The organism is Psychrobacter sp. AOP3-A1-26, from assembly GCF_052378235.1.
Taxonomy (GTDB): Bacteria; Pseudomonadota; Gammaproteobacteria; order Pseudomonadales; family Moraxellaceae; genus Psychrobacter.
On record NZ_JBQSXN010000089.1, the window covers coordinates 1 to 12,405 of the forward strand.

Sequence of the window (12,405 nt, forward strand, 5' to 3'; positions counted from 1 at the left end):
GCTGTTTTATAAAATGCTAAGTAATATTGCTAAGCCAGTATGATTATAACTGACAATCTAATTGCTTATGCTTAATGACTTATACTTAACGAATTAGTAATACTGCTTCGCAACGCTTCCAAGACGAATAAGTCATTTATATCATAGCAATAACTGCTGTCTTCTTTGCTAAATTATAGCAATTATACAAGGTCTTTTTTATGCCTACTTCTGCTACCCATTCTGCTACCCATTATCAACGTTTTCTTCATTTAGGGCTTACGCGTATCAGTATACTCACTACGTTAGCGCTATCTATCAGCGCTTGTAGTATTTTAACCCCAACGACTCCAACAGCAGATACACCTGAAATAGCGTCGCCTAGTGTCGCCTTGGTGCTGGGCGGTGGCGGTGCCAAAGGCTTTGCTCATGTGGGTGTGATTAAGGCGTTAGAAGAAAATGGTATCACCCCAACGCTGGTGGTGGGTACTAGTGTAGGCAGTTTGGTGGGCAGTTTATATGCCAGTGGTTATAATGCCAATCAGCTCGAACGCTTGGCACTGACCACAACAGATAGCGAGTTGACGGACTTTACCTTATCCAACCAAGGCTTCATAGAAGGCATTAAGCTCAAAAACTTTATTAATGCTCACGTTGATGGGCGCGCAATAGACTCATTCCCCATGCGTTTTGCCGCCGTTGCTGCCGAAAAGCACACGCTTAAAAAGACCGTCTTTACCTCTGGCGATGCAGGACTTGCGGTACAAGCATCCTGTAGTGTGCCCAATATCTTTATCGCCCCGCGTATTCCAGAAAAAGTCGGCAAAAAATATATCGATGGTGGTGTGGTGAGCTTAGTACCTGTCGATGCTGCACGCGATTTAGGGGCCGATATTATCATCGCTGTCGATGTCACCGCTACGAGTAATACAACCACGAACAATAAACCACTGACGATCAATTCATTAACCAGCTTTTGGGGATTTCTAGAGAATAACCTCATATCTAACGGCAACGTCATGTCTAAAGCCACTGCACAACCAAGCACCAATCGCGTCTCATCGATGCGTCATGAACGTGACCGCGCTGATATCGTCATCACCCCAAATGTCAGTCACATCAGCTCAGTAGATACCAGTCAGCGCCGCGCACTTATTACTGCTGGCTCACAAGCCACTAACGCACAAATCAATGCAATCAAGCAATTAATCAAAGAAAAATCCAGCAGCAAATACGCAACTCTATAATATAGTTAAAATACTTTAAAAACGCTACGATACTGCTGGTATAGTTTTTTTGTAGCCTCTGTCTGCGTAGGCACAGCGAGCTAGAAAAAACGGTACCTACAGTACGTGATGTATCGATTTTACTTTTCACTGACTAGGGGCTGTATAGAATTCAGCCCCTATATTCCTTTCTTTCTAAAAAACATAATCGCTGGCAATAAAAAAGCACCACAGCCATAAACTGTCGTGCTTTTTCTAATACTTAGCTTTCTAGTTTTTAGAAACAGTATTTATCTAAATTTGTGTAGCTAGTAAGCAACTGATTTATTTGACGCGAGCACGATATTTTACCGCGACCGTATCATTGAGGCCAACACCCTCAAGGTCCCAGCGTACTGCTTTATAATACTTTAACGGGATTTCTTGTAGTTGATTATCAACTTTTCCACGTAGCGGCATACGGGCAAAGGTATCGCCATCGGCACTGCCGTATGGAAAATCAGGAGATACCGTCCTCAGCAACTCTACCTCTTCAGGGATGCTCATGGTAACCGTCATTTTACGCACGCGATCAGTATTGGTATTGGTGAAATAGCCTTGATATTCCAAAACATTACCTGACTGCAAGCGCGTATTGGCATCAACAGGTACCAAAACCTCTTCACCATTTGCGTCAACACTAATCAACGAGGCAGTAATTTTACTATTCACTGCTTGGGCACTTGAATTAGACGCTTTATTGGCACTGGTCTGAACAGCTGCTGAGCTATCAACGGCTTGCTCTGGTGTCGGTAGCATCGCTGAGGCTTGTGTCACGACCATCGCACCGATGAGTGTCCCAGCCACAACGTGAAACAAGCGATGTCCGCTCCACGCACTAAATGGACTAGCAAATTGGTTGCTTTTTTTCATGATTTTCATTATCCCTAGTTGATATGTCGGTAAAAAATAGCTGGTAAAACTGAATAGCACTTATCGTATGTTTAAGCATTTACCATGCCTAATCAGCAGACCACATAAGCTTCCGTATTTTATTAATTATCTTCGTTCGCCGCCTGTAAAGCAATAGCGTTTAGCATAGCAAAAAGCATTTGTACGTACACTAACCGCGTGTTGAGGTTGTGTATATAATCAATCAGTACTAAACCTAAAGAATATTTCTGAAAAATACTATTGAAATAAAAGATAGCTCATAACGACGTTTTTTGCTATGGTAAATCTTTAACGATGCGCATTTTTTGCGGCGCCCTTTTTCTTATTCTGACTATTGCTGCTCCTATTATGACTACTAGCGCCATGCCCCAAATCAACTCTGAATACGTCCACTGGTTTCGTAACTCTGCTCCTTACATCAATACCCATCGCGGTAAAACATTCGTGATTATGTTTGGTGGTGAGGCAGTCAACCATACCAATTTTAGTACGCTTATTCACGATTTTGCCTTATTACATAGCTTGGGAATCAAGCTGGTGTTGGTCCATGGGGCTCGACCGCAAATCGAAAAGAACCTCAAAGACGCTGATATTAAATCTCCTCTGCATCAAGACATTCGTGTTACTCCAAGAGTAGCGATGCCTACTATATTACAGGCAGTTGGTGCGATTCGCTTGCAAATCGAAGCGCAACTATCGATGGGCTTGGCCAACTCACCCATGTACGGCTCACGCATCGATGCCGTTTCAGGTAACTTTGTCACCGCACGTCCTTATGGTATTCGTGATGGCGTTGATTATCAGATGACCGGTGAAGTACGCTCTATCGACGTTGAAGCCATTAAAAACAACCTACTCCACGACCATATTGTGATTTTAGGCTCGATGGGCTATTCGGCGACTGGCGAAGTTTTCAATTTATTGGCTGAAGACGTTGCCCTTAGTGCGGCAGTGGCGCTTGGTGCTGACAAGCTAATATTCTTAGGTGAAGAAGCTGGTATCAACCATGATGACCGCTTGCTACGTGAGATGATTCCCAATGAAGTCGACCGCTTCTTACGGGATCGTGAGTTGAACTGTGAGATTAACTACTTTTTAAGCTGCGCCAGTAGCGCCTGTCGCCAAGGGGTCCATCGTACTCATATCATCTCCTATGCCAAAAATGGCGCGTTATTAGAAGAGTTATTCACTCGTGACGGTTCTGGCACGCTGATTAGTCATGACCCTTATGAAGAAATTCGCCGCGCTGACATCGACGACGTGGTTGGGCTAATCGAGCTACTATCGCCACTAGAAGAACAAGGCATTTTGGTCAGCCGTTCACGCGAGCGCTTAGAGCAAGATATTGATAATTATAGCGTGATTGAGCGCGACGGTATGATTTTAGGCTGTGCAGCGCTTAATCAATTGAATGCCGATTCCGCAGAAGTTGCTTGTGTGGCCGTACATCCTGAGTATCGAAGCGGTAGCCGCGGTGCTGATTTACTGGCATTTTTAGAGCAGCAAGCACGCAGTCATGGTCTGCACAAGCTGTTTGTACTGACTACTCGGACCGCGCATTGGTTCGTCGAGCAAGGCTTCGCTGAAGTTGAGGCCAGTGCTTTACCTGAATCACGTCAAGAAACCTACCATAACGGCCGTAACTCTAAGGTCTTTCAAAAAAACCTTTAGGGCCTGTTGATACTAAATAAAATAGATACCTTAAAAACATAAGAAATCTTAAGCGTTAAAAACCTCAGTCATGAATCCACAAAAAAACCCTCTTAAATATTAAGAGGGTTTTTTATGGTCTTTATTGCTTCACGGTACCACTAACGCATTACTTTACTTTTAATAGCTCAACAGTAAAGATAAGCGTGCTGTTCGGCTCGATACCTGCGTTACCCGCTTCGCCATAAGCGATATCTGATGGGATATAAAATTCGTATTTACCACCCTCTTTCATCAACTGTAGACCTTCCGTCCAGCCAGCGATTACTTGGTTAAGTGGGAACTCGATTGGCTCACCGCGCTCATAAGAGCTGTCAAATACCGTACCATCGATTAGCTTACCTTCGTAGTTTACTTCAACCACGTCAGTCGCTTTTGGTGACTTACCTTTTCCCGCCGTCAACACTTTATACTGTAGGCCAGAAGCGGTGGTTTTTACCCCTTCTTTCTTGCCATTTTCGGCTAAGAAAGCCTCACCTTTGGCTTTATTTTCTTCACCTTTTGATTCCATATCTTTGACAAACTTCTCTTCTTGTTCTTGTTGATAAGTCATCAATACTTCTTGCATTTGCTCTTCGGTCAATGCTGAATCATTACCTTCATAACCATCACGGAAGCCTTTTTCAAAAGTATCAAGGTCTAGATCACCAACGGCTTCTTTATTACCTTCTGCCATCATGAAACCTAAACTATAACCCACTTTTTCATTGGCTGGGCTTTGCTCAGTGATTGAAACGCTTTTGGCAGCGGATTCTTGACTACCATTATTTGTGCTACAGCCTGTGATTAATAACATAGCACTAGCAAGTGCACTAATACTTAAAGTAGTGATTTTTTTCATAAAATACTCTCAAATTGTAAAAATAGTGGCGAGATGTCACATGGGCCTATAATAACAAATCTTAGTTTTAGGAGCCATGCTTGGGATGAAATTATCGGGCGAATGTACAGTCTATGTTAATATTTATGGTCATAATAACAAGTTATCACACAAATACAGTAACAGGTTAAGCTTTCTGTCTTTAAATCTACTAATACATCAGCTAAGCTGAATTAGTTAAGGTGATAAGTGACTGAGTGTGAACTTTTATTATTTGTTTTTAGGTTATTGGCAGTGAAATACGGAAGCAACCATTACAAAGGAAGTTGATACTTACTGGCAGTAAAATACTCTTATTATATAAGACAAAGCACTCAAAAATTATAATATCACCGCATAACTTAATTTTAAAAATACTATTTATCAAAACCATCTATATATCGATGTCGCTTAATAACTGTATTTTTTATACTATTGAACGACTATTATATGATGATTAAAGGAGGATAAAATGAATCCAATGTTTGCATCTTTTAACGGTTATCTTGGTGGGCCTATCGGCTCCATCATCGGTGCTATTTTAATATTTATTATTGGTTGGCTAGTCGCACTAGGCATCGCAGCATTAGTGCGTGGTGTACTTTCTAAGGTCAATCTTAATCAACGTATGAACTCTTCAACCGGTAAAACCTACGATTTAGAAGGTATTATCTCCAAAATTGTATTTTGGTTTATTTTTATCATCGCGATTTCTGGGGCGTTGAACCAATTGAACTTGAACTCAATTTCTACACCATTCGCAAATATGGTCAACCAAGTATTGGTATTTATACCTAATCTTATCGGCGCTATCGCTGTGGGTATTATTGGTTGGGTTTTGGCTACCGTTGCACGCACAGGCATCAACGCTGCACTGGCTAAAACGACTATGGATGAGCGTTTAAGTGCTAAAGCGGGCGTAAAACCAATGAGCAGTACCATTGCTGATATGGTTTATTGGTTCATTTTATTGGTCGTTTTGACCATGGTATTGGGTCAATTAGAGCTTGATGGTTTGTTTGCTCCATTAACTAATATGGTAGATAAAATCTTTAGCTTTATCCCTAACATCCTAATCGCTGGTGTGGTCTTTGTTGTCGGTTATATCATTGCTAAAGTGGTACGCGGCATCGTGACCAACCTTGTTTCTACCTTTAATGTCCAAGAACTTGCGGCAAAAGCGGGTTTGAACGAGCAGAACAGCCTACCTAATATTGCTGGTTCATTGGCATTTTTAGTGGTTATTATCCCAACGATTATTGCGGCATTAAACGCCCTAAAAATTGATGTGATTGCTCGTCCTGCAACAAACATGCTAAACAAAATCATGGAAGCACTGCCAAATATCTTTATGGCTGCAGCGATTCTAGTCGTAACCTTCTATGTTGTACGTATGGTTGCTAACATCATCAAAGGTCTACTTGAAAACACCCAAGTGAATCAATTACCTGCGAAAGTTGGTTTAGAGCAAACGATGGGCGACAAGAAAATCTCTGACCTTGTTGGTTATGCGATTATCTTCTTTGCTATGCTGTTTGCCGCTATCGCAGCTGCTGACTTATTAGGTTTTGAGCCTATCTCAGCGATCATTACTATGTTTATCGCTTTCGGTGCCAATATCATCCTAGGCGCGATTATCCTGTTTATCGGTTTCTGGCTTGCCAACATCATCGCTGGTGTCGTTGAGCGTTCTGAGCAAGGTTCACAGTTCCTAGCAAACATCGTACGTGTATTGATCATGGGCTTAGTACTGGCCATGGGTCTAAAAGCGATGGGTATTGCTGACTCTATTGTTAACCTAGCATTTGGTCTAACACTAGGTGCCGTAGCCGTTGCCTTTGCCCTATCATTTGGTCTTGGTGGACAAGAAGCAGCAGCTCGTTTCCTACGCAAAATGCAGGATAAAATGGACAAAGAGCGTGACGAAGCAAAAGTAAAATCTGCTTTGACGCCAAAATCATCAACTCAAGATAAAGTTGCTGATTCAGTTCGTGATAACACACCTACTGCTACAAACACGCCGACGAACGACTTACGTACCGATGTAGTCGATACGACGACTGGTGTTAATACTGATGACATCAATAACGATGCTATCCACAACGACGGCGTCATTGATAATGACAACCATTTATTACCTGGTAACGATCTTGACGACGATATCAATAATAAATAAGCAGTCATAACGCTTTAGTCTAAATATGATTTGTTAGATAAAAAAGACAGCCTAGGCTGTCTTTTTTTATGCGAGCATATAACGTACTTTATTATTGAAGTGATTTATTACTGCGACTCAAAAATACTCATTATTCAATCTATGGTTTATTTTTATCAGCTCCAATAGCTGCAGCTTACCCAAAGGCAATTGGTATTGATATTGCCAAGCGCAGTAGTGCGTCCCCTATTGATAATTGAGGGTTTTTAGATCCGCTAACGTGTGCGAACAGCCAGCAAGAAAAATTAGCACCAGTAGCACAGGATTACTAACGTATCGATTTTATTTAGAATGAGCTGTATAATCAGTGAGAAGTAATATCACTACATCACGTACTGCAGGTACCGTTTTTTCTTGCTTGCTGTGCCTACGCAGACAGAGGCTGCAAAAAAACTATACCCGCAGTATCGTAGCGTTTTTAAAGTATTTTAACTATAGTACGTAGGTGCTTTACACATGACAGCGACTTGATGGCCGTAAAAATTAAGCGACACACAAGATATTGGACACAGTCGCTTTCGCAGCACTGAGTTGCTATGATGATAGCAAAGCGGCATAGCTTACGCGCAGATTTATCTATAGACTGCGCTCGATTACATTTATCAGATATATCTATTAATTTTATTTGATGACCATCATATAATACCAAGGATTGAATAATATGAAGCGTTTTAAAGAAAAGACGGTTATCGTAACAGGTGCAGATTCAGATATTGGTCGTGAAACGGCGCTTAGGTTCGCACGCGAAGGGGCTAATTGTATAATTGTTGGCCTTAATAATGAAATCTTAGAGTATATCTATAAGGACTTGCCGCAAGACCATACATGGATCAACACAGGCAACCACCTTACCGTCACCAGTGATATTAACGACCCAACCCAAACGGCAAAACTAATAGAGTATGTATTAGAAAAATACAAGCATATCGACGTGATGATCAATATAGATACTGCTATCGGTATCCATGAGTCAGTCGTTCCAGAGCTGATAAAAACCAAAGGTAATATCGTTAATGTGTCGACGCTAACCGATATACCTGCTGACTGGAGTATCGATGCCTATAAAACCCAACAGCAAAGCTTGACTGAAGCCACAAAAAAACTGGCATTAGAAAATGTGCCAAACGATGTACGTATTAACGCGGTCGCAGCAGGGTTAGTCACTAAAGATAACAGCGCAAACCCATTTATAGAGCACGCTTTATTAGGAAAGGCAGCGACACCTTTTGATGTGACAGCTGCGGTTATGTTTTTAGCCAGCGATGACGCTGCCATGATCACTGGCATCAACCTACCTGTCGACGGCGGTGTTAGTACTTTCAGCAATTAGCCAATTGCTAAGAAATTTATTGGAAATAAAAATATAGGCTTAAACGAAAAACCCTTCGACACTTTTATGTCGAGGGGTTTTTTAATGATAAATATAGCGCGTGTTGAAAACTCATAAACCCTGACCAACAATCAATATTTTAAAAATGTTAGTCAGCGGCGTTATTTACGTCCTGTAGCGGCTGTGACAAGCGCTCAGGGTGTTTAGGCATTACCCCTTTATACTGAGCATAGATTTTTGGTAAATCAGCGTCGATATCGCCACTAGGATAGACCAGAGACATAAAACGTATCTCTTTGGTTTTATAGTCTAGCGCTACTGGCAAAATTGGCACACCAGCTCCCACTGCTAAATAATAAAAACCCGTTTTCCAGTTTTCAGTATATTGACGAGTACCCTCTGGTGCTAACCCTAAAAACAATGGCTCACCAGTTTTAAACTTATCAATACTGGCTTGTAGCACTGAGCCTTTATTCCCACGGTTAATAGGAATGACCCCGATCCAGTTTAATAGCTGAGCAAACACAGGCAACTTAAATAAAGTATGTTTGCCCATAATGCTAATTTTCAAATCTAAGGCAAACAAGCTTGGAATGGCATAAACTCCATCGACATTCGACGTGTGTGGTAATGCCAATACCACTGCCTGCGATATATTTGGAATCTCTCCAACGGTACGCCAGCCCGCCGCTTTTAACAAAGCCGAGGCAACCACTGGCGCGAATTTATTACCGCGTTTTGGAACTAAATTACCCAGCTGTTTTTTGCTAAGTACCGGTAATATTTTAGAGCGTGCAGATTGAAAAGCAGCCGCTTTAGAACGCATAAAAAACTTTGATGTCATAGCAAAACTACATAATAAAAGATACCTATATAATACCACTAAGCTTATGCTACTAGATTGAATTTTATAGACTTTTATTACCCAACTATTTAGGTCGTGTCCTCTATATGAACCAAAGTATCTCAGCCTAGCTGTATTGCTTGGACATTGAGCTGACTATATCAGTAAGACGGATAAACAATAACCTCCTAAAACTCCTTATGAGATATCCGCTAAGTTACCTTTATTTTCAAGCCATGATTTACGATCAGCGGCGCGCTTTTTAGCCAACAACATATCCATCACACTATTGGTCAAAACCATATCATCCATATCCAATTGTACGAGGCGGCGCGTATCTCGGTTCATGGTCGTTTCGCGTAGCTGCTCGGCACTCATTTCACCCAGTCCTTTAAAGCGTGTAATCTGGGCTTTTTTATTGCCAGGTACGTTGGCTAAAATATGCTCAAGTTCAGATTCGTCTAACGCATAATGCACTTCTTTACCGACATCGACACGGTATAATGGCGGCATGGCCACAAATAAGTGACCCGCATCTACCAACGCTGGGAAATGCTTGACGAATAACGCACAAATTAATGTGGCGATATGCAGACCATCAGAGTCGGCATCCGCTAGAATACATACTTTGTCATAGCGCAACTCAGATAAATCATCCGACGCTGGGTCCACACCGATGGCGATAGCAATATCATGAATCTCTTGGCTCGAAAGAACCGTATCAGACGATACCTCCCACGTATTTAGAATCTTACCCCGCAGAGGTAATATCGCTTGGTAATGGCGGTCGCGCGCTTGCTTGGCACTACCACCAGCAGAATCGCCTTCTACCAAGAATAGCTCCGCCCCATCGCGTAAATCACCGCGACAATCTGCCAACTTACCAGGTAACGCTGGACCTTGAGTAATTTTTTTACGGGCTACTTTTTTAGCCGATTTGAGGCGGCGACCGGCTTTATTAATCGCCAGCTCTGCAATCTGCGTACCCAAATCAGCATGTTGATTTAACCACAAGCTAAACGCATCCTTTGCCAACGTTTGCACCGCTCCAGCCGCTTCGCGACTCGATAAGCGCTCTTTGGTTTGACCCGAAAATTGCGGCTCAGAAAACTTAAGTGACAAGATATAATTAACCCCATCCCACACGTCTTCTGCCGTCAGCTTCACACTGCGTGGCAGTAAGTTGTGAATATCACAAAACTCACGTAACGCTTCCAAAATACCTGTACGTAAGCCGTTAACGTGCGTACCACCCTGAGCCGTTGGTATCAGGTTCACATAGCTTTCTTGAATGGGCGTACCACCATCAGGTAACCAAGATAGCGCAAAAGTAATACCAGCACGCTCACCCTTTTTAGCCTCATAATGATAATAAAAAGGCTCAGACGGCAGTGTTTCAAGCCCGTCTAATTGCTCGTTTAAATATTCAACAACGCCGTCGGTAAACTGCCAGACAACTTTTTCATTGTTAATATCATCGACAAACTCAATCGTCAATCCTGCTGCTAGTACAGCTTTGGCTTTTAGATTGTGCTTTAGCTGCTTGACATTAAACTTAGGCGTATCAAAAAAGCTACCATCCGCCAAAAAATGCACCTTAGTGCCTCTTTTACGTTTATTCGAGCTTATACTTTCTGTTAAAGGCGTTACCGGTGCGCCGTTTTCAAACGCCATATTAAACTGCGTACTATCACGCCAAACGGTTACTTCGACTCGTGTGGATAAGGCATTTACAACAGAAATACCAACCCCATGCAAACCACCTGATACTTCATAATTAGAGGTCGAAAACTTACCACCCGCATGTAAGCGAGTAAAAATCAGCTCAATACCTGATTGACCATATTCAGGATGAATATCGGTTGGCATACCGCGACCATCATCTTCAACTGACAACGATCCATCACTATGCAATTGAACTTTGATAACTTTGGCATAACCGCCCAGCGCTTCATCAACGGAGTTATCGATGACTTCCTGTGCCAAATGATTGGGACGCGTGGTATCGGTATACATGCCTGGACGACGACGGACTGGCTCTAGTCCTTCTAAAACTTCTAACGATTGCGCATTATATTGACTCACAAATGCATCCTTAACTATTTATGTGCGATTAATTCTATTCAACCATTATAACGAAAAATAGCGACGGTAACGTTAATAGTCAGTCGCTTACGTCATATAATGTCGTCTGTTTCAAACGCTGATGACAACTATACCAATTATCTTAGCATACTAATAACCAGCGGAAGCTGTTCACCAAAATCGCTAAATCGATGATCGCCAGCCGCTTGTAGAGTGACCGTCGCTCCTTGCGTTTGATAAAATATTTTAGACAGTTCAGGATTTAATAGCTCATCACCTTCTTTAATTAAAACAGAAACTTTATTTGGATAATTAACAGCTGATAATTGATGCGCTTCAAACCACTGCAAATCTGCATTAGTAATATCCCAACCTCCAGCTGTCGAGTGGAGAACCTGACTACTTAAATCCTCATCGTTGACATCATTTTTTAAAGCTAATTCCCTAGAAAACCGCTGCAACGTAATATGTGGCTGCGTACTAGGATTTAATAATAACGCTGGGCAGCCTGTATGGTTGCTAACCAAGGTAGAAAAATAACCGCCTAATGAGCTGCCGACCAATACGGCTCTGTCATCTTTATTCAATTCAGCAACCAAGTCAGTCAAATAGCCAAAGACCTGCTCAGGAGGTTGGTTTAAATCTGGGCGTAGGACGGTAATATCAGGATAATATTTCTCGCAAAACTCTTCTAATAAAATGCCTTTGGTAGAATTGGCATCACTGTCTAACCCATGAATATAAATAATGTTCACGTATCCTCTCACTTACTTATTATGTCGTTATGATTGTTTTTTTAAATCAAATCAAGCATAGCACCAGCGCAAGAAAAACAGTAATAATAAAATGGCACACTACTATTCATTATTTGCGACATAATAGTAGCGTAACGGTCGGTTTGTGCAAACCAAAGGAATGATATTACTAGCAATGGAGATGCCATGAGCCAGCAGATTGAGCTGTTCGAGATTACCAATCCCTGTATTAGCGTTTGCACCAGCAATAAAAAGGGCTACTGCTTTGGCTGTCTGCGCAGTCGTAAGGAGCGTCAATTGTGGCATGAGATGACTAACGAGCAGCGCCGTGAGGTGTTAAGGCTAATCGCAGGACGCAAGCAGCGTATTGAGCAGATGCGCCAGCGTAAAGGTGAGCAGTTAGGGTTTGATTTTGAAGAAGTAGTTGAAATTGGGGAGTTGTTTAAAGAAAAATAGTTATTAAATTTTT

General features: G+C 41.9%; 10 protein-coding genes. 5 read left to right on the forward strand and 5 right to left on the reverse strand.

The window, feature by feature from the left end:
* Nucleotides 1-200: 200 nt before the first annotated feature.
* A complete protein-coding gene (locus ACT3TU_RS12020) occupies nucleotides 201-1,226 on the forward strand; it encodes a patatin-like phospholipase family protein (protein WP_192523867.1) in 1,026 nt (341 codons plus the stop codon).
* A 303-nt stretch (nucleotides 1,227-1,529) separates the two neighbouring features.
* Here the strand turns inward: ACT3TU_RS12020 and ACT3TU_RS12025 are convergent, their stop codons facing one another.
* Entirely contained in the window at nucleotides 1,530-2,117 is a 588-nt protein-coding gene (locus ACT3TU_RS12025) for a hypothetical protein (protein ID WP_192523868.1), read from the reverse strand.
* Between the two features lie 369 nt (nucleotides 2,118-2,486).
* Here ACT3TU_RS12025 and argA point away from each other — a divergent pair, with 369 nt between their 5' ends.
* The gene (gene argA / locus ACT3TU_RS12030) at nucleotides 2,487-3,809 is read left to right on the forward strand and encodes an amino-acid N-acetyltransferase (RefSeq protein WP_192523869.1); all 1,323 of its coding nucleotides are present in this window, start codon (nucleotides 2,487-2,489) and stop codon (nucleotides 3,807-3,809) included.
* Between the two features lie 148 nt (nucleotides 3,810-3,957).
* Here argA and ACT3TU_RS12035 read toward each other — a convergent pair whose 3' ends face one another.
* Nucleotides 3,958-4,689, reverse strand: a complete 732-nt coding sequence (locus tag ACT3TU_RS12035; RefSeq protein WP_192523870.1) for an FKBP-type peptidyl-prolyl cis-trans isomerase — start codon at nucleotides 4,687-4,689, stop codon at nucleotides 3,958-3,960.
* Nucleotides 4,690-5,179: 490 nt separating this feature from the next.
* On the opposite strand from ACT3TU_RS12035, the gene ACT3TU_RS12040 reads away from it, so the two are divergent.
* Together ACT3TU_RS12040 and ACT3TU_RS12045 are read left to right on the forward strand one after the other, a co-directional pair.
* Nucleotides 5,180-6,883 (forward strand): mechanosensitive ion channel, encoded by a 1,704-nt coding sequence (locus ACT3TU_RS12040; protein ID WP_192523871.1) that lies wholly within the window; start codon nucleotides 5,180-5,182, stop codon nucleotides 6,881-6,883.
* Between the two features lie 700 nt (nucleotides 6,884-7,583).
* A complete protein-coding gene (locus ACT3TU_RS12045; protein ID WP_192524927.1) occupies nucleotides 7,584-8,252 on the forward strand; it encodes an SDR family NAD(P)-dependent oxidoreductase in 669 nt (222 codons plus the stop codon).
* 148 nt (nucleotides 8,253-8,400) lie between these two features.
* Here the strand turns inward: ACT3TU_RS12045 and ACT3TU_RS12050 are convergent, their stop codons facing one another.
* The 3 genes from ACT3TU_RS12050 to ACT3TU_RS12060 form a co-directional block, all read right to left on the reverse strand.
* Nucleotides 8,401-9,096, reverse strand: coding sequence for a lysophospholipid acyltransferase family protein (locus ACT3TU_RS12050; protein WP_192529661.1), 696 nt, complete (start codon nucleotides 9,094-9,096; stop codon nucleotides 8,401-8,403).
* A 198-nt stretch (nucleotides 9,097-9,294) separates the two neighbouring features.
* Entirely contained in the window at nucleotides 9,295-11,181 is a 1,887-nt protein-coding gene (gene parE / locus ACT3TU_RS12055; protein WP_192524863.1) for a DNA topoisomerase IV subunit B, read from the reverse strand.
* 137 nt (nucleotides 11,182-11,318) lie between these two features.
* A complete protein-coding gene (locus ACT3TU_RS12060; RefSeq protein ID WP_192524864.1) occupies nucleotides 11,319-11,936 on the reverse strand; it encodes a YqiA/YcfP family alpha/beta fold hydrolase in 618 nt (205 codons plus the stop codon).
* A gap of 186 nt (nucleotides 11,937-12,122) precedes the next feature.
* Here ACT3TU_RS12060 and ACT3TU_RS12065 point away from each other — a divergent pair, with 186 nt between their 5' ends.
* Nucleotides 12,123-12,392, forward strand: coding sequence for a DUF1289 domain-containing protein (locus ACT3TU_RS12065; protein WP_192524865.1), 270 nt, complete (start codon nucleotides 12,123-12,125; stop codon nucleotides 12,390-12,392).
* Nucleotides 12,393-12,405: the final 13 nt, after the last annotated feature.